21 protein-coding genes are annotated in these 21,065 nt (G+C 66.7%); 12 read left to right on the top strand and 9 right to left on the bottom strand.

The genetic code is table 11. From position 1 onward, the window contains the following. Positions 1 to 45: 45 nt before the first annotated feature. Both WIX39_RS04330 and WIX39_RS04325 read left to right on the top strand, forming a co-directional pair. The gene (locus WIX39_RS04330) at positions 46 to 1,128 is read left to right on the top strand and encodes a flavodoxin family protein (protein WP_106936283.1); all 1,083 of its coding nucleotides are present in this window, start codon (positions 46 to 48) and stop codon (positions 1,126 to 1,128) included. Between the two features lie 147 nt (positions 1,129 to 1,275). After that, complete coding sequence (locus WIX39_RS04325) at positions 1,276 to 1,830, top strand: Spy/CpxP family protein refolding chaperone (protein ID WP_081269769.1); 555 nt, start codon at positions 1,276 to 1,278, stop codon at positions 1,828 to 1,830. 88 nt (positions 1,831 to 1,918) lie between these two features. Here WIX39_RS04325 and WIX39_RS04320 read toward each other — a convergent pair whose 3' ends face one another. After that, entirely contained in the window at positions 1,919 to 2,347 is a 429-nt protein-coding gene (locus WIX39_RS04320) for a serine/threonine protein kinase (RefSeq protein ID WP_081269770.1), read from the bottom strand. 223 nt (positions 2,348 to 2,570) lie between these two features. Between WIX39_RS04320 and WIX39_RS04315 the strand changes: the two genes are divergently transcribed. From WIX39_RS04315 to WIX39_RS04305, 3 genes are read left to right on the top strand one after another with little or no spacing between them, the layout of a single operon-like run. Beyond that, positions 2,571 to 3,344, top strand: coding sequence for an endonuclease/exonuclease/phosphatase family protein (locus tag WIX39_RS04315; RefSeq protein ID WP_106936284.1), 774 nt, complete (start codon positions 2,571 to 2,573; stop codon positions 3,342 to 3,344). A gap of 11 nt (positions 3,345 to 3,355) precedes the next feature. Beyond that, a complete protein-coding gene (gene clsB, locus WIX39_RS04310) occupies positions 3,356 to 4,624 on the top strand; it encodes a cardiolipin synthase ClsB (RefSeq protein WP_106936285.1) in 1,269 nt (422 codons plus the stop codon). Between the two features lie 19 nt (positions 4,625 to 4,643). Beyond that, positions 4,644 to 5,597: a lysylphosphatidylglycerol synthase domain-containing protein gene (locus tag WIX39_RS04305; protein ID WP_409194579.1), complete on the top strand. Its 954-nt coding sequence runs from the start codon at positions 4,644 to 4,646 to the stop codon at positions 5,595 to 5,597. Here the strand turns inward: WIX39_RS04305 and WIX39_RS04300 are convergent. Then, positions 5,585 to 6,163, bottom strand: coding sequence for an acyloxyacyl hydrolase (locus WIX39_RS04300; RefSeq protein WP_409194578.1), 579 nt, complete (start codon positions 6,161 to 6,163; stop codon positions 5,585 to 5,587). The two genes, WIX39_RS04305 and WIX39_RS04300, sit on opposite strands and share 13 nt — an antisense overlap. A 209-nt stretch (positions 6,164 to 6,372) precedes the next feature. On the opposite strand from WIX39_RS04300, the gene WIX39_RS04295 reads away from it, so the two are divergent. Continuing rightward, positions 6,373 to 6,882, top strand: coding sequence for a polyhydroxyalkanoate granule-associated phasin (locus WIX39_RS04295; RefSeq protein ID WP_409194577.1), 510 nt, complete (start codon positions 6,373 to 6,375; stop codon positions 6,880 to 6,882). Between the two features lie 14 nt (positions 6,883 to 6,896). Here WIX39_RS04295 and WIX39_RS04290 read toward each other — a convergent pair whose 3' ends face one another. The 3 genes from WIX39_RS04290 to WIX39_RS04280 form a co-directional block, all read right to left on the bottom strand. Next, on the bottom strand, positions 6,897 to 8,144 hold the full coding sequence (locus WIX39_RS04290) for a metallophosphoesterase (protein WP_409194576.1): 1,248 nt from the start codon (positions 8,142 to 8,144) through the stop codon (positions 6,897 to 6,899). A gap of 133 nt (positions 8,145 to 8,277) precedes the next feature. Continuing rightward, positions 8,278 to 8,763 (bottom strand): hypothetical protein, encoded by a 486-nt coding sequence (locus tag WIX39_RS04285; protein WP_106936287.1) that lies wholly within the window; start codon positions 8,761 to 8,763, stop codon positions 8,278 to 8,280. Between the two features lie 112 nt (positions 8,764 to 8,875). Further along, positions 8,876 to 9,397 (bottom strand): hypothetical protein, encoded by a 522-nt coding sequence (locus tag WIX39_RS04280; protein WP_081269778.1) that lies wholly within the window; start codon positions 9,395 to 9,397, stop codon positions 8,876 to 8,878. Between the two features lie 285 nt (positions 9,398 to 9,682). Here WIX39_RS04280 and WIX39_RS04275 point away from each other — a divergent pair, with 285 nt between their 5' ends. After that, positions 9,683 to 10,354 carry a hypothetical protein gene (locus WIX39_RS04275; protein WP_409194575.1) on the top strand — a complete coding sequence of 224 codons (672 nt, stop codon included), beginning with the start codon at positions 9,683 to 9,685 and terminating at the stop codon, positions 10,352 to 10,354. Between the two features lie 3 nt (positions 10,355 to 10,357). On the opposite strand, the gene WIX39_RS04270 is transcribed toward WIX39_RS04275, so the two are convergent. The 4 genes from WIX39_RS04270 to dnaA form a co-directional block, all read right to left on the bottom strand. Next, positions 10,358 to 11,191 carry a DUF3883 domain-containing protein gene (locus WIX39_RS04270; protein ID WP_234382197.1) on the bottom strand — a complete coding sequence of 278 codons (834 nt, stop codon included), beginning with the start codon at positions 11,189 to 11,191 and terminating at the stop codon, positions 10,358 to 10,360. Between the two features lie 38 nt (positions 11,192 to 11,229). Beyond that, on the bottom strand, positions 11,230 to 13,851 hold the full coding sequence (gene gyrB / locus WIX39_RS04265; protein WP_081269780.1) for a DNA topoisomerase (ATP-hydrolyzing) subunit B: 2,622 nt from the start codon (positions 13,849 to 13,851) through the stop codon (positions 11,230 to 11,232). Positions 13,852 to 13,985: 134 nt separating this feature from the next. After that, the gene (dnaN, locus tag WIX39_RS04260) at positions 13,986 to 15,092 is read right to left on the bottom strand and encodes a DNA polymerase III subunit beta (RefSeq protein ID WP_081269781.1); all 1,107 of its coding nucleotides are present in this window, start codon (positions 15,090 to 15,092) and stop codon (positions 13,986 to 13,988) included. An 88-nt stretch (positions 15,093 to 15,180) separates the two neighbouring features. After that, complete coding sequence (dnaA, locus tag WIX39_RS04255; RefSeq protein WP_081269782.1) at positions 15,181 to 16,560, bottom strand: chromosomal replication initiator protein DnaA; 1,380 nt, start codon at positions 16,558 to 16,560, stop codon at positions 15,181 to 15,183. A 341-nt stretch (positions 16,561 to 16,901) separates the two neighbouring features. On the opposite strand from dnaA, the gene rpmH reads away from it, so the two are divergent. The 5 genes from rpmH to mnmE all read left to right on the top strand — a co-directional run bounded on the left by rpmH (position 16,902) and on the right by mnmE (position 21,002). Further along, complete coding sequence (gene rpmH / locus WIX39_RS04250) at positions 16,902 to 17,036, top strand: 50S ribosomal protein L34 (RefSeq protein WP_007834827.1); 135 nt, start codon at positions 16,902 to 16,904, stop codon at positions 17,034 to 17,036. A 101-nt stretch (positions 17,037 to 17,137) separates the two neighbouring features. Continuing rightward, positions 17,138 to 17,551, top strand: a complete 414-nt coding sequence (locus WIX39_RS04245) for a ribonuclease P protein component (RefSeq protein ID WP_409196318.1) — start codon at positions 17,138 to 17,140, stop codon at positions 17,549 to 17,551. Next, on the top strand, positions 17,548 to 17,835 hold the full coding sequence (gene yidD, locus WIX39_RS04240) for a membrane protein insertion efficiency factor YidD (protein ID WP_409194574.1): 288 nt from the start codon (positions 17,548 to 17,550) through the stop codon (positions 17,833 to 17,835). The genes WIX39_RS04245 and yidD overlap by 4 nt, the downstream gene beginning before the upstream one ends. Then, a complete protein-coding gene (yidC, locus tag WIX39_RS04235; RefSeq protein ID WP_409194573.1) occupies positions 17,832 to 19,520 on the top strand; it encodes a membrane protein insertase YidC in 1,689 nt (562 codons plus the stop codon). Before yidD ends, yidC begins: the two co-directional genes overlap by 4 nt. Before the next feature lie 75 nt (positions 19,521 to 19,595). Beyond that, on the top strand, positions 19,596 to 21,002 hold the full coding sequence (mnmE, locus tag WIX39_RS04230; protein ID WP_081269785.1) for a tRNA uridine-5-carboxymethylaminomethyl(34) synthesis GTPase MnmE: 1,407 nt from the start codon (positions 19,596 to 19,598) through the stop codon (positions 21,000 to 21,002). Positions 21,003 to 21,065 lie beyond the last annotated feature (63 nt).

Here is a 21,065-nt window from a genome sequence, read left to right as displayed (position 1 = left end):
CAGGCGCGGATGCGGCTTGCCGCGCTCGCCGCCTAGATTGCGCCCATGCCCACCAAGACACCCACGATCAGGAAGGGACAGGCGCCCGACAAGCTGCAGCGCGCCCAGTTCCACGACCGCTTCATGCAGCCGTTCCAGGACCCGGCCTTCCAGGCCGAGGCCGCCTCGCTCCAGCGCATCGAGCTGATCGCCTGGGAAGCTTACGAGGAAGGCCGCAAGGCGCCGGTCACGCGCAAGGCCGGGCCCGGCTACGCAGACCCCGACTACGACCTGTCCGTCGACTGGCTCGAAGCCAAGGCCCGCATCGACGCTGCGCAGGCCGCATGGAGCTCGCCGCAGACGCGATCGCGCGTGCTGCTCATCAACGGCTCGCCGCGCAACGACGGCACCTGCCCCGGCGAGGTGTCGAAGACATGGCGCCTCGCGCAGCTCGCACAGGAGGTGCTCGAAGGCAGCGGCATCGAGACCGACATGCTCGACCTGAGCCTCGTCACTTCCGAATACGGGCGGCAGATCCACCCGTGCAAGGCCTGCGCGTCGACCGCCATGCCGCTGTGCCACTGGCCCTGCAGCTGCTACCCCAACCACTCGCTGCGCCAGACCGGCGACTGGATGAACGAGATCTACGAACGCTGGGTGGCCGCGCATGGCGTGGTGCTGCTCACGCCCACGCACTGGTACCAGGCCAGCAGCCCGCTGAAGCTCATGATCGACCGCCTGGTGTGCGCCGACGGCGGCAACCCCGACCCCACCAGCACCCACGGCAAGAAGCCGGAGGAAGCCAAGGCGCTGGAACTCGAGGGCTGGGGCTTTCCCAAGCACCTGGACGGCCGGGCGTATGGCGTAGTGGTGCACGGCGACGTGGCCGGCATCGAAAGCCTGCGCCGCAACCTCTGCGACTGGCTCGACTGGATGGGCCTGATCGACGCCGGCGCGCAGGCGCGGCTGGACCGCTACATCGGCTACTACGAGCCCTACGCCACCAGCCACGACACGCTCGACGCCGACGCCGACATGCAGGAAGAAGTGCGCAACGTGGCGCGTGCCGTCGCACGGGCGGTGGGCGAACTGCGCGCGGGCAAGCTGGAGGCGCCGGACCGGGGCCTGAAGCGTCCGAGGCCCAAGTAGGCCGCGTGCCCCTGGGCGCCACTGGGGCCGGTTCACCATTCTTTACGCAAGCTCACGCCGGACTAACGGTCGCGATACAGAGGTCTTCCACACTTCATCTCACCTGCTGCCCATCGGCGGCGGGCTTCTTGAAAGGAAGCACTTCTCATGATTTCTCTTCGCCAACGCATCGTCTGGGCCAGCCTGCTGGGTTCGGCAGCCCTCGCCTCTTCGGGCGCCTTCGCTCAAGCGCCGGCCGCCCCCACCGCACCCAGCGCCGCGGTGGCCCAGGCCGACACCGCCGCAGCGCCCAAGGCGCAGCACAAGCGCATGGATCCCGCACAGCGCATGGAGCGCATGAAGGAGCACCGTGCCAAGCGCCTCGCTGCCCTGAAGGAAAAGCTCAAGCTGAGCTCGGCCCAGGAAGGCGCATGGAGCGCGTACACCACCGCGACGCAGCCGCCCGCCGGCCCGCGTCCGCACATGGACCGCGCCGAGTTCGCCAAGCTGACCACGCCGCAGCGCCTGGAGCGCATGCAGGCCCGCCAGGCCGAACGCAGCGCCATGTTCGCCAAGCGCGCCGACGCCACGAAGACCTTCTACGCCACGCTCTCGCCTGAGCAGCAGAAGACCTTCGACACCGAGACCGCGCACATGGGCGGCCATCGCTGGCACCGTGGCGGCCCGGACGGCCATCACGGCCAGGCGCCCGCCAAGAGCTGATCGCCGTCGACAAAAAAAAGCCCGCAGCGTGAAAGCGCTGCGGGCTTTTTTTCGTTCTTGAAGCCGCGAGGCTGCGGCCAGGAGGAAATTACTTCGGCGTGCCGGTCTTGTCCGTCGGGTTGGTCACGACGTCCGGGCGCTCGCCCTTCTGGCCGAACTGCGGCTTGACCTTGCGGCCGGTCTGGCTGACTTCGGCGCGCGACATCTCGCCGGTCGGCTGCGGCATGGCGTTGGGCTGGTGGTTGACCGTGGTGGTCGCCTCGCCCTTGGGCACCATGCTGTTGGCGTTGTTGCGGTTCTGCACGCGGGCTTCGGCCTTCACCGATTCGCGCGACGCAGGCATCGTGTTGTCCGGCCGCTGGGGCGGATTGGCGACGCCCGCGGGCGTCATCGTGCTGGCCTGGCCGCCGACCGATGGGTCCGGCTGCGCGGGGATGGACGTGGCCTGGGCCTGGGCGATGCCCGCGGCGCCCAGCAGGGCGGCGAGAACGGTGGCGTGGAAGATGGCTTGCTTCATGGTGTTTGCTCCTTGTGGCTTGTCTGTCTCTGTATCGGTGGATGAAAACGAAGGGCCGTTGCCTCAAGCCCTGGAACCCACCGTAGGAGCCACCAGATTGGTGCGTTGTGGGGGTGTGGCAGGCGTGGCTGTAGGAGCCCGCCGCCCGCGCGCGAAGGGTTCGGAAGAAGGTGGCGCGTTCCTACAGTCGGCGCGCGCCGGGCAACGTACAACCCGGTCAACGATGTCTTCCTCTTCCCCCGGCTCCGCGCCCGTCTCGCTGAAGGTCATGACCGTGAACACCCACAAGGGCTTCACGGCGCTCAACCGCAAGTTCATCCTGCCCGAGCTGCGCGACGCGGTCCGCACCGTGGGCGCGGACGTGGTGTTCCTGCAGGAAGTGCTGGGCACGCATTCGCGCCACTCGCGCAAGGTGAGCAACTGGCCCGAGGCGCCGCACTACGAATTCCTGGCCGACAGCATGTGGCCGCAGTTCGCCTACGGGCGCAACGCGGTGTACCCCAAGGGGCACCACGGCAACGCGGTGCTCTCCAAGTTTCCCATCGTGCATTTCCGCAACCACGACGTATCGGTGAGCGGGCCCGAGAAGCGCGGCCTGCTGCATTGCGTGCTGCGCCTGCCGGCACGGGTGGTCGACGTGCACGTGATCTGCGCGCACCTCGGCCTGGCCGAGGCGCACCGCCAGCAGCAGCTCGAGCTGCTTTGCCACATCGTGCGCGACGAAGTGCCCGCCGACGCGCCGCTGATCGTGGCCGGCGACTTCAACGACTGGCGCGGCCGCGCGCACGCCGTGCTCGAAAAAGGCGCGTCGCTGCGCGAGGTGTTCGTGCATGCCCACGGCCGCGCGGCGCGTACCTTTCCGGCACGTTTTCCGATGCTGCCGCTGGACCGCATCTACGTGCGCAACGCGGGCGTGCATGCGCCCGTGGTGCTGCCGCGCCGGCCCTGGTCGCACCTGTCGGACCACGCCCCGCTGGTGGCGGACATCGATCTTTGAGCACTACTGCCATGAACAACAACAACCATTGGACCGGCGGCAACCGCGTGGAGCTGCTCGAGAACGGCGAGGAGTTCTTCCCGCGCGTGTTCGAGGCCATCCGGCAGGCGAAGCGCGAAGCCATCGTCGAGACCTTCATCCTGTTCGAGGACAAGGTCGGCCTGCAGCTGCACGCCGCCATGCGCGAGGCCGCGCTGCGCGGCGTGAAGGTCGACCTGATGATCGACGGCTTCGGTTCGCCCGACCTGTCGCGCGAGTTCATCGAAGGCCTCACGTCGGCCGGCGTGAAGGTGCGCGTGTTCGACCCCGGCCAGCGGTTTCTGGGCAAGCGGCTCAACGTGTTCCGCCGCATGCACCGCAAGATCGTGGTGATCGACGGGGAGCGCGCCTTCGTCGGCGGCATCAACTATTCGGCGGACCACCTGCTCGACTTCGGCCCCAAGGCCAAGCAGGACTACGCGGTCGAGCTGCACGGGCCGATCGTGGCCGAGATCCACCAGTTCGTGCTGCGCGCCATCGCGCTCGGCGGCAAGGGCGCGGGCTGGTTCCGCCGCCGGCTGCGGCAGGCACCGGCTGTCGAGCACGCGGCGGCCGGCCAGGCCGACGCGATGTTCGTCACGCGCGACAACCGCCGCCACACCAACGACATCGAGCGGCAGTACCGCGCCGCCATCCGTGCGGCGCGCGAGCGCATCGTGATCGCCAACGCATACTTCTTTCCGGGCTACCGGCTCATCAAGGAGCTGCGGCGCGCGGCGCGGCGCGGCGTGGATGTGCGGCTGATACTGCAGGGCGAGCCCGACATGCCGATCGTCAAGACGGCGGCGAGCATGCTCTACCACCACCTGCTGCACGCGGGCGTGCGCATCTACGAGTACTGCGACCGCCCGCTGCACGGCAAGGTCGCGCTCATGGACGACAAGTGGAGCACCGTGGGTTCGAGCAACCTCGATCCGCTGAGCCTTTCGCTCAACCTCGAGTCGAACGTGATCGTGCGCGACCGGGCCTTCAACGGCGTGCTGTGGGAACGGCTGGACCATCTCATGCAGCACAGCTGCAAGAAGATCGACGCGGCCGACCTGGCGAGCGAATGGAGCGGCTGGCGGTTGGTGCGCAGCTTCTTCGTCTTCCACATCCTGCGCTGGTATCCGGCGCTGCTGGGCCGGCTGCCGCGCCACGTGCCGCGCCTGACGCCGGCCGAAGCCATCGAGCTGGCCAGCCGCCGGGACACCGGCACCAGCCAGCCGACCGGCGGCGCAACGCAGACGGAAGCCGCCTGAGCCGCGGCCGGATGCACGCATGAGCACGATGGCCCTGTCCCGGCAGTCCTGGTGGCCCTGGGTACGCCGTGCCGCGGCGTGGGGCTTCTTCGCGCTGATCGCGTGGCTGCTGGTGCGGCAGGCGCGCACCATCGACTGGGACGACGTCCTCGACGCGATCCGCGCGCTGCCCGCCACCACGCTGCTCGCGGCCGGCGCAATCGCGGCCTGCAGCTTCGTGCTCTACAGCACATACGACCTGCTGGGGCGGCACCTCACGCGGCACCGGCTGGGCACCGGCACGGTGATGGGCGTGACCTTCATCAGCTACGCCTTCAATCTCAACCTGGGTTCGCTGGTGGGCGGCGTGGCGTTCCGCTACCGGCTCTATTCGAGGCTGGGGCTGGGCAACGAGACCATCACGCGCGTGCTGGGCTTCAGCATGCTGACCAACTGGATCGGCTACCTGCTCGTGGCGGGCGTCGCCTTCTGCTTCTGGCCGCTGTCATTGCCGCCCGGCTGGAAGATCGGCAACGACGGCCTGCGCATCCTGGGCGCGGCGCTTCTGGTGCTGGCCGCGGCCTATGTGCTGGTGTGCGCCTTTGCAAGGGGCCGCGTGTGGCGCATACGCGGCCATGCGTTCAGGACGCCGGGGCTCGCCATGGCGCTGCTGCAGCTGGCGATGTCGTGCGCCAACTGGTCGCTGATCGGTGGCGTTATCTGGTTCCTGCTGCAGGGCGCGGTCGGCTATCCGCACGTGCTGGCGGTGCTGCTGGTGGCGGCGGTGGCGGGCGTGGTCACGCACGTGCCGGCGGGGCTCGGTGTGCTCGAGGCGGTGTTCGTGGCGCTGCTGGCCCACCAGGTGCCGGAGGCCACGTTGCTCGGCGCCTTGCTGGCCTATCGGGGCCTCTATTACCTGCTGCCGCTGACGGTGGCGACGCTCGGCTATCTCGTGACGGAAGTGCGCGCGCGGCGGCGGCTTCAGAAGCGGTAGGCGTAGCGCAGGCGCAGGAAGGTCTCGCCGGGGTTTGGTTTCTTGATGCCCGCGTTGGAGAAGTGCTGCACGCGCAGCGACACCTCGTGCGCACCTTTCTCGCCGAAGCTGCGGCCGATGCCCAGCACTTCGGTGAACTGGAAAGCGGTGCTGAAGCTGCGGTCGGGCGTGCGGTAGATCCGGTCCATCAGCGTCGCGCCGACGCCGCCTTCGGCGAACCAGGGCGATCCGCCGTCGCCGAAGCGGTAGCGCAGCGTGTAGATGGCGCCGATCTGCGTGTAGCTGCGGCGCCCGTCGTTGTTCAGCCCCGGCGCGCTCCACTGGCTCAGGAAAACATCCCAGTAGCGCGTGAGCGGCCCCTGCTGCACCGCCTGGCCCGGTGCCCACGGCAGCACCATGCCCACCGTGGCCGCGTCGGCATCGCCTTTCTGGCCATGCGCGGCATGGCCGAGGTCGAAGTAGATGCCGCGCGTGTTGTCGTCGAATGCATGGGCCGCCGAGCCCAGCAGCCCGAATGAAGCTGCGAACACGGCGGCCCGGAGGGGCGTGGATGCGTGCAATCTCATGATGTGGTTTTCTTGCGCGGAGAGTGGGATATGACAGCCGGATGATCAATTTCCCGGCGCCTCTGCATCCGTCCAGCGCGTAATTTCCACGTCCGAAAGTAGGACTTGGTCAACAAAACGGACTTCGTCATGTTGCACTGCAGCAATTTCGGCTCGCGAGGCCTATAGTGGTTCGACTTCCTCCAAGCGTTCGCGCGCACAACCCCACCATGTCGTCGTCTCTCACAACCACTCCCGGCCTGGTCCATCCGCTCATGCAGTGGTTCGACCTGGCACTCAAGACCAACGAGATGCTGCTGTCCTCCGGCTCCGTGATCCGCATGCGCACTGAACGCATCGCCAAGGCGGGGCTCGCGCCCAGCCCGGCCGACCTGGCGGAATTCCAGCTCATGGGCCGCGAAAAGCTCGCCGCCGCGAGCGAGTCGGGCATCGCGATGGCGAAGCAGTGGCACAGCAGCCACCTCTCGCTGGCCAGCCGCGTGCTGCAGCAGTGGGTGCAGAGCACCACGGCGTTCTTCTCGCTGGCAGGCAGCGTCACGCCGGCACAGGCGGCGGTGCACGGAGATGCGCTGGTGCAGTCGGCCGCCGGCACGGTGAGCGCGGCGAGCGAACTGTCCGACATGGCGGTGCACATCGCTCGCGAAGGCCTGGAGCCGATTCGCGCGGCCGCCACGTCGAACGCGCGACGCCTGGCAGAGCTCGAATCCAGCCCCGACTGATCGATCGAAGCCGCTCAGGCGGCCGCGGGCACCAGCGTCAGCAGCGTGATCTCGGAGGGCGCGCCAAAGCGCTTCGGCGGGCCCCAGTAGCCGGTGCCCCGGCTCACGTAGACCCACATGTCGTGCAGGCGATGCAGGCCCGCCGTGAAAGGCTGTTGCATCGGCACGAAGAGATTCCACGGAAAGAACTGGCCGCCGTGCGTGTGGCCCGACAGCTGGAGCTGGTAGCCGGCCGCGGCCGCCAGCGGCGCGCTGCGCGGCTGGTGCGCCAGCAGCACGCGGGTGTGCACCAACGGGGGCGCATCGTGCAACGCCAGGTGCGGGTCGCTGGCATGGGCCGCGTCGAAATGCCCGGCGGTGAAGTCGGTCACGCCCGCCAGCACCAGCGCGCTTTCGAACAGCTCTTCATCGGTCTGGGCACCGCGCACATTGCGCGTCTGCAGCACCACATGCTCGTTGAGCAGCACCTTCAGGCCCAGGCGGCGCAACTCGTCGATCCAGGCATGCGCGCCCGCGTAGTACTCGTGGTTGCCGGTGACCACGAAGGTGCCGTGCCGCGCACGGAGCCCGGCCAGCGGCGCGATGTGCTCGCGCAGTTCCGGCACGCTGCCGTCCACCAGGTCGCCGGTGATGGCGATGGTGTCGGCGCCCAGCCGGTTGACCGCCTCCACGATGCGCTGGATGTACCCGCTCCTGATCGTCGGCCCGACATGGATGTCGCTGAGCTGCGCGATCGTGAAGCCCTCGAGCGCCTGCGGCAGGCCGCGGATCGGCACGTCGACACGCTTCACGCTGGCCGTGCGCCGCGCATTCAGAAAACCGATCGCCGACGTGGCCGTGGCCACGGCCAGCACCGCCAGCGCGGTCCATGGGCGCAGCGTGTTCCATTGCACCTGCACGCCGCCCAATGCGCCGGCCAGCCAGGTGAGCAGCAGGCCCGCGTCGCGCACCAGCGTCAGCACGAACATGGAGGAGAACCAGCCCATGCTGATCAGCCCGATCCACTTGACCGCCTCGCCCATCGACGCGTTGCGCTCGATGCGGCGCGACAGGAAAGGCAGCGGAATCGTCACCGCCGAGACCACCAGCGCAAGCAGCGCCAGCGGCCATGCGGGCGTGAGCACGGCGAGCGCGGGCAGCAGGCGCAGCGCAATGTAGACATGGAGCAACGCGGTCAGCGCGCTCAGGGGACGGATCGGCATCGGGGCAATGGGGTCGGGCATCGCCCGGGATACACCATCTGCAAGGCGCATGCCGCGCATTCAAGACGCCCAAGGGCGCCACCACCGCTATTTTTTCTATAGCGAGAGGCGCCCGGATAGCGGGCGTTGTGGCTCACATGGAGCTTGCCAACGCGCGCCGGCGGCATGCGCTGCCGGCGCCCGTTTTCACGCCTTACTGCACCGTGCGCGTGCCGGCCAAAGCCATGTCGGTGCCCGCCGGCCAGACGAAGGTGGCCTTGGCGGAGGCACCCTGCGGCACGCGCAGCTGCTGCTTCAGCACCTGGTTGCCGAGGCGGGCCTCGACCTCGTAGTTGCCCGGGTCGAGCCGGGCCACCATGAACGGGCCGCCCGACACCACGTTGTCGAGCAGCGCCACGCCGCTGCTGTCGCGCACGGTAACGTGCACATTGGCGGCGAAATCGGCGCCCTTGTGGTCCTTGATCGCGAACTCGAAGCTGGCGGGCCAGCGCGGCAGCACAGTTTCCATCAGCTGCGCTTCGTCACTGCCGATGCCGCCGCTCATGTACTCGACGCCGTGCGTCATGTAGATCGGCGGGTTCATCGCGGCCTGCGCCGGCGAGAACGCGCCGAGCAGAACGGCGCCGCAAAGCATCGCGGCCGCCACGGGCCGCATGCGCGATGAAAAGCGGGAGGTCATGGTCTGGGTCCTTTCCTGTTCGTAGTGGCGAGAAACCACAGCGCCACTGTGCGGCGCGCGACTTAGGAAAGGCTGACCGAGGACGCAACGGCCACAGCCGTGCGCCGGTTTTTCAACGGGTGGCCGAGGCGGTCTGCGCCAGCGCCTGCGGCAGCGGCGGCGCGACCGAGGCCATGTCGAAGTTCGACGGCCACACGAACGAAGCGCGCGCCGGCACGCCGGCAATCACCACCAGCGACTGCGTCAGCGTCAGCCCGCCCAGCGTCACGTTCACGTCATAGGCGCCGGGATTCAGGCGCGCGAGCATGTACGGCGCCTGGGAGTCCACGGTCATCACGGCCTGGCCGGTGTACTTCTGGCGCACTTCGACGTGTGCCTTGGCGGGAAAGCCGGGTTGCTGCGCACCCTTGCCGTCGCTCACACCCAGCGCGATGGTCGCGGCCCAGCGGGGCGACACCATTTCCATGAACGCGGCTTCGTCCCGTGTGGTGCCGCCGCTCATGAATTCGATGCCCTGCGCCACCTGGATGGGTGGGTTCGAGAACGCATGGGCCGAAGTGAAGGCCCCGAGGAATGCTGCTGTGCCGCCCAAAACCAGCGCGGCCAGCGGCCGGCGGAGACGCGAAGGGTTCATTGCTGTGTGGTCCTCGATCTTGCGTGACGTGAAATCCGACGAGGATTTTGCTTAGCAAGAGTCGGGCTAGATATAGCGTTTACGAGGAACGATCCTCGGATTGAATGTGAATGCTATTGTTTTCATAGCTGGTGACGCCCGTGTGACGGCCGTGCAAGCCACATTTGCTGACAGACCTCACGCAAACCCTGATGCGACTGTTTCCGGGAGGCCTTGCCGCCGAAGTCCGCCGGGGTGCACGGCAGGTCTATGGCGGTGCATCGCGGCCGGAGATACTGCGGTCCCATGAAGCCCGACGACGACTACGACCCGATGCGCGAACGCCGCGAGGCGATGACCGCGTGGGAGCAGGGCCTGCGGCCGAAGCCGGATCGCCATTGGGCGCTGTGGCTGGCGTTGGCCGTGCTGGCCGTGTACCTGTTCTATATGGGTGCGGAGTGGCTGCTGGCGCAGCAAAGGGCGCAGAAGCAATCCGCCGGGCCGACGATGGCGGTACCACCCGGCATCGCGCCGCCCCCTCAGGATGCCCGCCCCGCGCCCTCCCCGCCCGTGGCCTCCCCTGGCGCGACCGGCCCCGACACCTTCGAGGTGACCAAGTGCCTGACCCCGTCAGGCAAGGCCGCCTACTCCGACGGCCCGTGCCCCGAAGGCTCGCGCGCCACGACGGTCCGGCTGCGGCGCGACGTGAACATCGCCGACGGCATGAGCCCGCAAGCGCGCGAAGCCTCGATCCGCGACAACGCGGCCGTCGCCGCGCAACAGCACCAGTACGAAAGGCAGGTCGCGCAGAACGTGGCGAACGAAATGGGCGAATGCAGCGGCCTTGCCGAACACATCAACTGGATCGACGCGATCGGGCGGCAGCCGCAAGGCGCGTATTCGCAGGATTGGCTGCGGGACGAGCGCAAGCGCACGCGGGACCGGCAGTTCAGGCTGGGGTGTCCTCAGCAGCGGTGAGGTTCAGTTGAATGCGGCGCGATAGCTCACCGGATCGAGCTGGCAGTGTTGTGCCAGATTGCCGACCAAATCGAACATCTTCGGCGCCTTGCGGAACTCGAAGAGCCGATAGAGGTGGAACTGGGTGCTCTCGTGCCTGGAGAGCGCCAACTCGCGCTGGGACACGAAAAACGGCGTATCGCTGCCGAAGCTCGTTGTCTTGACCTCGATATACCGTTCGCGGCCGTCGGTGTCGAAAGACAGCACGTCGTACCCCAGGCCGTCGCCCTTGGAGCTGGAGACGCGATCGATACGTTCCGCAAGTTGCTTTTGTCCGAATTGCGAAAGACGCCAGTGCTCGAAATGCATGACGAACTCTTCGCCGGCGGCACCCAGGGATCGATTGCGCGCCTCGCGCTCCAGGTAGTCGCGCTTGACGCCGACAAAGGCGCTCGGATGCAGCGGCTCGGCTACGCCGTGCTCGCGCCGCGGCGCCTCGGATTTCACCTTGGCGAAGTCGATCGTCGGGGGCTCGATCGCGGGCCGTTCGACGGCCGCCAATGCTGCTTCGTCCAACACCGATTGCCGATCGAGTTGACTCACGACCACGTCGAACAAGAGCGCCTGGTAGTTGGCGCGGCGCTTGTACCCTGACAAAGGCGGCATGCCGAGATCCTGCAACACCGCAGTGATGTTGCAGTGCTTGAACTCGATGGAAGCTTCGCTGCGCTCACTGAGCCTGGACTGCAAAGCGCGGCGATGCTCGGACTTGTTGAAGCGCTGGTCGGCCAACTCCAGCGTCAGCATCTGGAGATGGTCGGCGACGATCGCTTCGACCTCTTCCCTCGACCACTCCATGCTTCAACTATTGGCGGCGACCGGCGTTCTCAGCCGGCTTACACGTCGATATTCGCCGCCCTCAGCGCGTTCTGCTCGATGAACTCCCGGCGCGGCTCCACTTCGTCGCCCATCAGCATCGTGAACACGCGGTCGGCTTCGATCGCGTCGTCGATCTGCACGCGCAGCAGGCGGCGCACGGCGGGGTCCATGGTGGTTTCCCACAGCTGCTCGGGGTTCATCTCGCCCAGGCCCTTGTAGCGCTGGCGCGAGGTGGCGCGTTCGGCTTCGCTGATCAGCCACTTCATGGCCTGGCGGAAGTCGTCGACCTTTTCTTCCTTGGCGCGCTCGCCCTCGCCGCGCTTCACCAGCGCGCCTTCCGGGCTCAGCAGGCCGCGGAAGGTGTTGGCGGCTTCGGCCAGCGCGGCGTAGTCGGCGCCGTGCACGAAGTCCTGCGTGATCACGCTGCTCTTGATGTTGCCGTGATGGCGGCGGCTGATGCGCAGCAGCGGCTTGTCGGTGCGGGCGTCGAACTCGTTGCTCACCTCGGCCGGCACGCCGGTCGTGTTGAGTTCGCGCAGCTTGGCCTGCAGCGCCACGGCCGAAGCCTCGGCGGCGGGCGTGGTGTCGAGGTCGAGCGCCACGCCGTCGGCGATGGCGCGCAGCGCCTCGGCGTCCATGAAGTTGCGCAGGCGTGCGATGACGGCCTCGGCCACCTGGTGCTTGCGCGCCAGTTCGCCCAGGGTGTCGCCGCTGAGCGTGGTCGAGCTGGCACCGCCGGTCTCGATGCGCGCGTCTTTCAGCGCCACCTTGAGCAGGAAGGCGTCGAGCGCGGGGCCGTCCTTCAGGTACTGCTCTTCCTTGCCGACCTTGACCTTGTACAGCGGCGGCTGCGCGATGTAGATGTGGCCGCGCTCCACCAATTCGGGCATCTGGCGGTAGAAGAAGGTGAGCAGCAGCGTGCGGATGTGGGCGCCGTCGACGTCGGCGTCGGTCATGATGATGATGCGGTGGTAGCGCAGCTTGGCGACGTTGAAGTCGTCCGCGCCGCCGCCCGCCGTGGTCGCGCCGGCGCGGCCGATGCCGGTGCCCAGCGCGGTGATCATCGTGAGGATTTCGTTGCTGGTGAGCAGCTTCTCGTAGCGTGCCTTCTCGACGTTCAGGATCTTGCCGCGCAGCGGCAGGATGGCCTGGAACTTCCGGTCGCGGCCCTGCTTGGCGGAACCGCCGGCGGAGTCACCCTCCACCAGGTAGACCTCGCACAGCGCCGGATCCTTTTCCTGGCAGTCGGCCAGCTTGCCGGGCAGGCCCATGCCGTCGAGCACGCCCTTGCGGCGCGTCATTTCGCGGGCCTTGCGGGCGGCTTCGCGGGCACGCGCGGCCTCTACGATCTTGCCGCAGATGATCTTGGCGTCGTTCGGGCGTTCCTGCAGGTAGTCGGTCAGCAGCTTGCCGACGATGTCTTCCACTGGCGCGCGCACTTCGCTGGACACCAGCTTGTCCTTGGTCTGGCTCGAGAACTTGGGCTCGGGCACCTTCACGCTCAGCACGCAGCACAGGCCTTCGCGCATGTCGTCGCCGGTGACTTCGACCTTCGCCTTCTTGGCGAACTCGTTCTCTTCGATGTACTTGTTGATGACGCGGGTCATCGCGGCGCGCAGGCCCGTGAGGTGGGTGCCGCCGTCACGCTGCGGGATGTTGTTGGTGAAGCAGAGGACCTGCTCGTTGTAGCCGCTGTTCCACTGCATCGCCACTTCGACGCCGATGTGCGTGCCGGGAATGCCGCCGTAGGTGTCGGCCGGGCGCTCGCCTTCGGCGTAGAACGAGTTCGGGTGCAGGACGGTCTTGCCCTTGTTGATGAACTCCACGAAGCCGCGCACGCCGCCGGCGCCGGAGAAGTCGTCTTCCTTGCCGGTGCGCTCGTCCTTCAGGCGGATGCGCACGCCGTTGTTCAGGAAGCTCAGCTCGCGCAGGCGCTTGGAGAGGATTTCATAGTGGAAATCGTTGTTCTCCTTGAAGATCTGCGTGTCGGGCAGGAAGTGCACCTCGGTGCCGCGCTTGTCGGTGTCGCCGATGATCTTCATGGGCGAGACTTCGACGCCGTTCACCGTCTCCAGCAGGCGGTTCTGCACGAAGCCGCGGCTGAACTCGAGCTCGTGGATCTTGCCTTCGCGGCGCACCACCAGCCGCAGCATCACGCTGAGCGCGTTCACGCAGCTCACGCCCACGCCGTGCAGGCCGCCCGACACCTTGTAGCTGTTCTGGTTAAATTTGCCGCCGGCGTGCAGTTCGGTCAGCGCGATTTCTGCGGCCGAGCGCTTGGGCTCGTGCTTGTCGTCCATCTTCACGCCGGTCGGGATGCCGCGGCCGTTGTCGGTGACGGAGATCGAGTTGTCGGAGTGGATGGTCACGACGATGTCGTCGCAGTGGCCCGCCAGCGCTTCGTCGATGGAGTTGTCCACCACTTCGAACACCAGGTGGTGCAGGCCGGTGCCGTCGGAGGTGTCGCCGATGTACATGCCGGGGCGCTTGCGCACGGCCTCGAGCCCTTCGAGGATCGTGATCGAGCCTTCGCCGTAGCTGGTGTCGGCTGGGATGTCCTCCGGCGGCACGACCTGGACTTCAGGGGTGTAGACGGGCTCGGTGTGCGGCACTTCGGGCTTGTTTTCTTCAGCACTCATTCGGATATTCCTCTGTCTCTCACGGCATTCACGTGATTTTTCGGGCTCTCAAAAGCTCAATTCGCCGCCTCTTGAAAGCGCAAACCCGCGGGGGGCCGCGGGCTGTGTGCGCAAGGCGCTTCGGTGTCTGTCTGCTAGATACGCATCGGCATCACGACGTACTTGAAGGATGCGTTCTCGGGGATGGTCAACAGCGCCGAACTGTTCGAGTCGGCCAGGTCCAGCTTGACCATGTCCTGGTCCATGTTCGACAGCGCGTCGATCAGGTAGGTCACGTTGAAGCCGATCTCGATGGTGTCGCCACCGTAGTCGATGTCGAGTTCGTCCTGTGCTTCTTCCTGCTCGGCATTGTTCGATGCGATGCGCAGCGTGCCGGGCTCGATGTTCAGGCGCACGCCCTTGAACTTCTCGCTGGTCAGGATGGCGGTGCGCTGCAGGCTGGCCAGGAGCGGCGCGCGGCCCAGGGTGACGGTGTTCTTGTGGTTCTTGGGAATCACGCGGTTGTAGTCGGGGAACTTGCCCTCGACCAGCTTGGTGACGAACTCCATGCCGCCGAAGCTGAACTTGGCCTGGTTGTTCGCGAACTGCATCTCGATGGCGCCTTCGGCGTCGGACAGCAGGCGCTGCATTTCCAGCACGGTCTTGCGCGGAAGAATGACTTCCTGGCGCGGCACTTCGACGTCGAGCGTGGCCGACGAGAACGCCAGGCGGTGGCCGTCGGTGGCCACCAGGCTCAGCTGCTTGCCTTCGGCGACGAACAGGATGCCGTTCAGGTAGTAGCGGATGTCGTGCACGGCCATCGCGAACGAGACCTGCGAGAGCAGGTCCTTCAGCGTCTTCTGCGGCACGCTGAACACGGGGCCGAAATTGGCGGCTTCCTGCACCAGCGGGAAGTCTTCGGCCGGCAAGGATTGCAGCGTGAAACGGCTCTTGCCGCCCTTGAGCACCAGCTTGCTCGCGCTCGATTCGAGGCTCACGGTCTGGTCGGCCGGCATGGTGCGCAGGATGTCGATCAGCTTGCGCGCGCCGATGGTGGTGGTGAAGTTGCCTTCGTCGCCGCCGAGCTCGGCGGTGGTGCGGATCTGGATTTCGAGGTCGCTGGTGGTCAGCTGCAGCTGGCCGCCGGTCTTGCGGATCAGCACGTTCGCCAGGATCGGCAAGGTGTGACGCCGTTCGACGATGCCCGCCACCGACTGCAGCGCGGCGAGGACTTTGTCTTGGTTTGCCTTCAAAACGATCATGTCTTCTTCCTCTTCTCTATCTCTTTGAATCAGCTTGTAAGACGCCATTCTCCGCTGTCGCGATGGGCATCCTGGGTGACATCCGGCTTCAGCCCTTGAGCGTCTGCTCGAGCACGTGGAGCTGCTGGTTGAGTTCGGTGAGCTGCTGGCGCTCGCCCGAAATCTTGCGCACCGCGTGCAGCACCGTCGTGTGATCGCGCCCGCCGAACAGCTCGCCGATTTCCGGCAGGCTCTTCTGCGTGAGCTCCTTGGCCAGGTACATCGCGATCTGCCGTGGCCGCGCGATGCTGGCCGGGCGCTTCTTGCTGTACATGTCGGCGACCTTGATCTTGTAGTAGTCGGCCACCGTCTTCTGGATATTCTCGACGGAGATCTGCCGATTCTGGATCGACAGCAAGTCACGCAGCGCCTCGCGCGCCAGGGCGATCGAGATCTCCTTCTGGTTGAAGCGCGAATAGGCCAGGATCTTGCGCAGCGCGCCTTCGAGCTCGCGCACGTTGGAGCGCACGTTCTTGGCGACGAAGAAGGCCACTTCTTCCGGCATTTCGGCCGATTCGGCGCGCGCCTTGTTGATCAGGATGGCCACGCGCATTTCGAGCTCGGGCGGCTCGATGGCCACCGTGAGGCCCGAATCGAAGCGCGAAACCAGGCGCTCGTGGATGTCGGCCAGCCCCTTCGGGTAGGTGTCGCTGGTCATCACGATGTGCGACTTCTTGGCGAGCAGGGCTTCGAACGCGTTGAAGAATTCTTCCTGCGTGCGGTCCTTGTTGGCGAAGAACTGCACATCGTCGATCAGCAGCAGGTCGAGCGAGTGGTAGCGCTCCTTGAACTCATCGAAAGTCTTGCGCTGATAGGCTTTGACCACATCCGAGACGAATTGCTCGGCGTGGATGTAGAGAACTTTGGAATCCGGCCGGTCTGCCAGCAGCCGGTTACCCACAGCGTGCATCAGGTGGGTCTTGCCCAGGCCGACGCCGCCGTAGATGAAGAGCGGGTTATAGAGATGGCCAGGCATGCCCGCCACGTGCATGGCCGCGGCGCGCGCCATGCGGTTGGCCGTGCCTTCAACGAGGGTGTCGAAAGTGAGGCCCGAATTGAGGCGGTTCTTGAAGCCGGCTGCGGCGGGCTCCTCGCCCGGGCCGGCCACGTCGCGCGGCACGTCGGTTTCGGTCATGACAGCCACGGGCGCCGAGCGCACGGGCGTTTCGCGAGGAGCAAGCGCTAACTCGATGGCAACCGGCTGGCCGTACATCTTCTCGGCCATGGCCGCGATCTTGCCGGCGTACTGGGCCCGGATCCAGTCGAGCTTGAACCGGTTGGCGACGAACACGGTCATGCGCGACAGGTCGTCGGCGACCTGTGCCGTCAGGGGCTTGATCCAGGTGTTGAACTGCTGCTCGGACAGCTCCTGCGCGAGCTGGTCGACGCAGGCCTGCCAGAGGCTTTCGCCGATGCCGTCAGTCGACATGGGCGGGGGAAAAAGTGATGGAACCCTCGGGCATTTCTTGGTATAGGTATTGTGGATATTCTCTGCTGGAAGGCGCCTGGCATTCTAACTTGTCAAAACCTTATCCACACGCTGACCCGGATGCCGAAAGGCCCGCAAATCCAGTCGAAGATTGTTCGGGCGGCCAATGTTTGCGATAATTGCGGGTTTCCCTGAAAACCTCTTTGCGTTCTTCACCGGCGCCAGGAGTAGGAGTTCAGGGGTATCCCTGGGTCATCCCAATACGCTCCCCCGGCGCCCCGCTGGCTTCTCGTGCTTTTTCAGGCAGAGAGTCCGCGCGAACAGGGAATTAGGAAATCATCATGAAACGCACTTATCAAGCTTCCAAAGTCCGCCGCGCCCGTACCCACGGCTTCCTGGTCCGCATGAAGACCCGCGGCGGCCGTGCCGTCATCAACGCACGCCGCGCCAAGGGCCGCAAGCGCCTGGCCGTCTGACGGCAGCACACCTGCCGTTGCCAGCAGCCGACACGTCAGCGCCAGCTCCCGCGGCCGGTGCGTCCGGCCAGACCGGTAACGACGTGCGCGGCCAGGCTTCCATGCAGCGGCTCAAGACCCGCGCGCAATTCCAGGCCGTCCTCGCAGGTGCCACCGTGGCGCGCACTGCTCATTTCGCATTGCATCGCTGTGCGCTCGATTCCGCATCGGGCGCACAGCCGTTGTTCGCGTCCGACGACGTCTGGCTGGGCGCCATGGTGCCCAAGCGCTGGGCGCGCCGCGCGGTCACGCGCAACGCCATCAAGCGCCAGATCTACGCCGTGAGCACCGCTCAGGGCGTCGCCTTGCCACGTGCCGCGCACGTGGTGCGGCTGCGCGCGGGCTTCGACCGCAAGGAATTCGTGAGCGCCACTTCGGACAAGCTCAAGGCCGCCGTTCGCGCCGAGCTCCAGCAGCTGCTGGCGCGCGCCGCGCGCGCGCCTTCGCCTTCATCGCCAGCCCCATCCGCATCATGAAACGCCTGCTGATCGGCTTCGTGAAGGCCTACCGACTGCTGCTGAGCCCCTGGCTCGGCCAGTCGTGCCGCTTCACGCCGAGCTGCTCGGTGTATTCGATCGAGGCGCTCGAGGTGCACGGCGCGCTCAAGGGCAGCTACCTGACTCTGCACCGCATCGCGCGATGCCAGCCCTGGTGCCAGGGCGGGCACGATCCGGTTCCACCGAAATCACAGCGTCGCACTGACAAGTCAGGATCGCTGTTTTCGTCTCTTCTCTCCTCCGACAAGAAGTCTTCGTCATGAACGATATCCGCCGCACGATACTGTGGGTGATTTTTGGGTTCTCGCTGGTGCTGCTGTGGGACCAATGGCAGGTCTTCAACGGCAACAAGCCGACCTTCCTGCCGTCCAGCAAGCCGGCCGCCACCGCCCCGGCCGCCGGCACGACGCCCGCCGCCACCAATGGCGTGCCCTCCGCGTCCGCCGCCCCTGGCAGCGCAGGTGCCGTGCCGACGTCGGCCACGCCGGCCGCGCCGCGCGAGAAGGTCAACGTCACCACCGACCTGTTCAAGGCCACGATCGACAGCGAAGGCGCCACGGTCAACTACCTCGAGCTGCTGAAGTACGACGAGGCCGACCGCACCAAGCATGTCGTGCTGTTCGAAGACGGCTCGCCCGCCACGCGCTACGTCGCGCAGACCGGCCTGGTGAACCCAGTGGCCGGCGACGCCTTCCCCAACCACCTGACGCAGATGACGCCGAAGGCCGGCCCGCGCGAGATGGCCGACGGCCAGAACACGCTCGAGGTGAGCTTCGAAAGCGCCCCCGTCGGCGGCCTGAAGTACGTCAAGACCTACGTGTTCCACCGCGGCGACTACGCCATCGGCGTGCGCCACGAAGTGGTCAACGTGAGCGACCAGCCGCGCGACGCACTGCTCTACATGCAGCTGCTGCGCCACGGCACCGTGGCCGCCGGCACCATGTTCGGCACCAACACCTTCACCGGTCCGGCCGCGTACACCAACGAGAAGAAGTTCCACAAGCTCGACTTCAAGGACATCGCCAAGGGCAAGATCGAACCGCCGCCGCCGGCCAACGACGGCTGGATCGCGATGGTGCAGCACTACTTCGCGTCGGCCTGGCTGCTCAAGGGCGACCCGGCCAGCGAACAACTGCGCCGCGAATTCCGCGTGAGGGACCTGGGCGACAACCTGTTCACCGTGTCGATGGTGGCCACGCTGCCGAAGATCGCCCCGGGCGCCACGCAGCTCGTGAACAGCGTGCTGTTCGCCGGCCCCGAAGAAGAAAAGAAGCTCGAAAGCATCGCCCCCGGCCTGGACCTGGTGAAGGACTACGGCATCTTCGCGATCATCTCGAAGCCCCTGTACTGGCTGCTCACCCAGCTGCACGGCATCCTGGGCAACTGGGGCTGGTCGATCGTGGCGCTGGTGGTGCTGCTGAAGGCGGCCTTCTACTGGCTCAACGCCAAGGCCTACGCCAGCATGGCCAAGATGAAGGCCATCAACCCCAAGATCATGGAAATGCGCGAGCGGCTGAAGGACAAGCCGCAAGAGATGCAGCAGGAGATGATGCGGATCTACAAGACCGAGAAGGTCAATCCGATGGGCGGCTGCTTCCCCATCGTGATCCAGATCCCGGTGTTCATCGCGCTCTACTGGGTGCTGCTGTCGTCGGTCGAAATGCGCCATGCGCCCTGGATCGGCTGGATCACCGACCTGTCGGCACCGGACCCTTGGTACATCCTGCCGATCGTCATGACGGCCACCTCGCTGTTCCAGACCTGGCTCAACCCGACGCCGCCCGATCCGATGCAGGCCAAGCTGATGTGGATCATGCCGCTCGCGTTCAGCGTGATGTTCATCTTCTTCCCGGCCGGCCTGGTGCTGTACTGGATCACGAACAACGTGCTGTCGATCGCGCAGCAGTGGTTCATCAACAAGCGCCTGGGCGTGCTCGGCACCAAGTAACGGCAGCCGCACGGCAACCAAGCCATCCCACGAAGGGCCGCGTAAGCGGCCCTTTTTGCTGAAAGAATCCGCACCATGCTCGCCCGTACCACCGATCCCATCGTCGCCATCGCCACCGCCTCGGGGCGCGGGGCGGTCGGCATCGTGCGGGTGTCGGGCGCCAGGCTGGCGCCGCTGATCGATGCCATCTGCGGGCGTGCGCTCAAGCCGCGCGAGGCCACCTACCTGCCGTTTCGCGATGCCGACGGCGAGCCGGTCGACCACGGCCTGGCCATCCACTTTCCCTCGCCGAATTCCTTCACCGGCGAAGACGTGCTCGAGCTGCAGGCGCACGGCGGCGCAGTCGTGCTGCAGCTGCTGCTGGCGCGCTGCCTGGAAGCGGCGGCCGAGCCCGACCCGGTCACCGGCCGCCCGCGCCTGCCCGGCCTGCGCGTGGCCGAGCCGGGCGAGTTCAGCCAGCGAGCCTTCCTCAACGGCAAGATCGACCTGGCGCAGGCCGAGGCCATTGCCGACCTGATCGACGCCAGCACCGAAGCGGCCGCGCGCAGTGCCGGGCGTTCGCTGTCGGGTGAGTTCTCGCGCGAGATCCACACGCTGCGCGATGCGCTGATCCACCTGCGCATGCTGGTCGAGGCCACGCTCGACTTTCCGGAGGAAGAGATCGATTTCCTGCAGAAGGCGGATGCGGCCGGGCAGCTGGCGAAGCTGCAGTCGCAACTGGCCGCCGTGCAGCAGCGCGCGCGCCAAGGCGCCTTGCTGCGCGAAGGCATCAAGGTCGTGATCGCGGGGCAGCCCAACGCGGGCAAGAGCTCATTGCTCAACGCACTGGCCGGCGCCGAGCTGGCCATCGTGAGCGCGGTGGCGGGCACCACGCGCGACGTGGTCTCGCAGACCATCCAGATCCACGGCGTGCCGCTGCACGTGGCGGATACGGCCGGCCTGCGCGAGAGCAGCGACGAGGTCGAGCAGATCGGCGTCGCGCGTGCCTGGGGCCAGATCGAAAGCGCGGATGCCGTGCTGTTCCTGCACGACCTGACCCGGGCCGCGTTGCCGGACTACGCGGCCGCCGACGCCGAGATCCTGGCGGGCCTGCGGCGCAAGCTGCCGGCGAGCGTGCCGGTGCTGGATGTCTGGAACAAGCAGGACGCGGCGCCTTCGGCACGGCCCGCAGAAGGCATCGCGCTGTCCGCCAAGACCGGCCTGGGCATCGAGGCCCTGCGCGAACAGCTGCTGGCCATGGCCGGCTGGCAGGCCGTGCCCGAGGGCGTGTACCTGGCGCGCGCACGCCACGTGCAGGCGCTGGCGCAGGTCGAGGCGCACCTGGCACTGGCAGCCAGCCACCTGGCTGCGCAGGCCCAGCTGCTCGATCTGCTGGCCGAGGAACTGCGGCTGGCGCAGAACGCGCTGAACGAGATCACGGGGGAGTTCGGTGCCGATGACCTGCTGGGGGTCATCTTTTCGCGCTTCTGCATTGGCAAATAGCGACAGGCGCCGCAAAAACGTAATCACTTGTAGCCGAATCTGGCGGCCATCGCGGATACTTCG

It is taken from the genome of Variovorax sp. AB1(2024) (genome assembly GCF_037482385.2).
Lineage (GTDB): Bacteria > Pseudomonadota > Gammaproteobacteria > Burkholderiales > Burkholderiaceae_C > Variovorax.
The sequence above is the reverse complement of the archived record's forward strand: the minus strand, read 5'-3'. Positions and strand labels throughout refer to the sequence as shown.

What these genes read in the sequence shown, in the direction of transcription:
- WIX39_RS04285 (WP_106936287.1), bottom strand. Translation starts at nt 8,763, where the DNA reads ATGACCTCCCGCTTTTCATCGCGCATGCGGCCCGTGGCGGCCGCGATG.
- WIX39_RS04280 (WP_081269778.1), bottom strand. Translation starts at nt 9,397, where the DNA reads ATGAACCCTTCGCGTCTCCGCCGGCCGCTGGCCGCGCTGGTTTTGGGC.
- WIX39_RS04305 (WP_409194579.1), top strand. Translation starts at nt 4,644, where the DNA reads ATGAGCACGATGGCCCTGTCCCGGCAGTCCTGGTGGCCCTGGGTACGC.
- yidC (WP_409194573.1), top strand. Translation starts at nt 17,832, where the DNA reads ATGAACGATATCCGCCGCACGATACTGTGGGTGATTTTTGGGTTCTCG.
- WIX39_RS04315 (WP_106936284.1), top strand. Translation starts at nt 2,571, where the DNA reads ATGTCTTCCTCTTCCCCCGGCTCCGCGCCCGTCTCGCTGAAGGTCATG.
- WIX39_RS04300 (WP_409194578.1), bottom strand. Translation starts at nt 6,163, where the DNA reads ATGAGATTGCACGCATCCACGCCCCTCCGGGCCGCCGTGTTCGCAGCT.
- WIX39_RS04320 (WP_081269770.1), bottom strand. Translation starts at nt 2,347, where the DNA reads ATGAAGCAAGCCATCTTCCACGCCACCGTTCTCGCCGCCCTGCTGGGC.
- clsB (WP_106936285.1), top strand. Translation starts at nt 3,356, where the DNA reads ATGAACAACAACAACCATTGGACCGGCGGCAACCGCGTGGAGCTGCTC.
- WIX39_RS04295 (WP_409194577.1), top strand. Translation starts at nt 6,373, where the DNA reads ATGTCGTCGTCTCTCACAACCACTCCCGGCCTGGTCCATCCGCTCATG.
- WIX39_RS04275 (WP_409194575.1), top strand. Translation starts at nt 9,683, where the DNA reads ATGAAGCCCGACGACGACTACGACCCGATGCGCGAACGCCGCGAGGCG.
- WIX39_RS04330 (WP_106936283.1), top strand. Translation starts at nt 46, where the DNA reads ATGCCCACCAAGACACCCACGATCAGGAAGGGACAGGCGCCCGACAAG.
- yidD (WP_409194574.1), top strand. Translation starts at nt 17,548, where the DNA reads ATGAAACGCCTGCTGATCGGCTTCGTGAAGGCCTACCGACTGCTGCTG.
- dnaA (WP_081269782.1), bottom strand. Translation starts at nt 16,560, where the DNA reads ATGTCGACTGACGGCATCGGCGAAAGCCTCTGGCAGGCCTGCGTCGAC.
- WIX39_RS04270 (WP_234382197.1), bottom strand. Translation starts at nt 11,191, where the DNA reads ATGGAGTGGTCGAGGGAAGAGGTCGAAGCGATCGTCGCCGACCATCTC.
- dnaN (WP_081269781.1), bottom strand. Translation starts at nt 15,092, where the DNA reads ATGATCGTTTTGAAGGCAAACCAAGACAAAGTCCTCGCCGCGCTGCAG.
- WIX39_RS04290 (WP_409194576.1), bottom strand. Translation starts at nt 8,144, where the DNA reads ATGCGCGGCATGCGCCTTGCAGATGGTGTATCCCGGGCGATGCCCGAC.
- WIX39_RS04325 (WP_081269769.1), top strand. Translation starts at nt 1,276, where the DNA reads ATGATTTCTCTTCGCCAACGCATCGTCTGGGCCAGCCTGCTGGGTTCG.
- WIX39_RS04245 (WP_409196318.1), top strand. Translation starts at nt 17,138, where the DNA reads ATGCAGCGGCTCAAGACCCGCGCGCAATTCCAGGCCGTCCTCGCAGGT.
- gyrB (WP_081269780.1), bottom strand. Translation starts at nt 13,851, where the DNA reads ATGAGTGCTGAAGAAAACAAGCCCGAAGTGCCGCACACCGAGCCCGTC.
- rpmH (WP_007834827.1), top strand. Translation starts at nt 16,902, where the DNA reads ATGAAACGCACTTATCAAGCTTCCAAAGTCCGCCGCGCCCGTACCCAC.
- mnmE (WP_081269785.1), top strand. Translation starts at nt 19,596, where the DNA reads ATGCTCGCCCGTACCACCGATCCCATCGTCGCCATCGCCACCGCCTCG.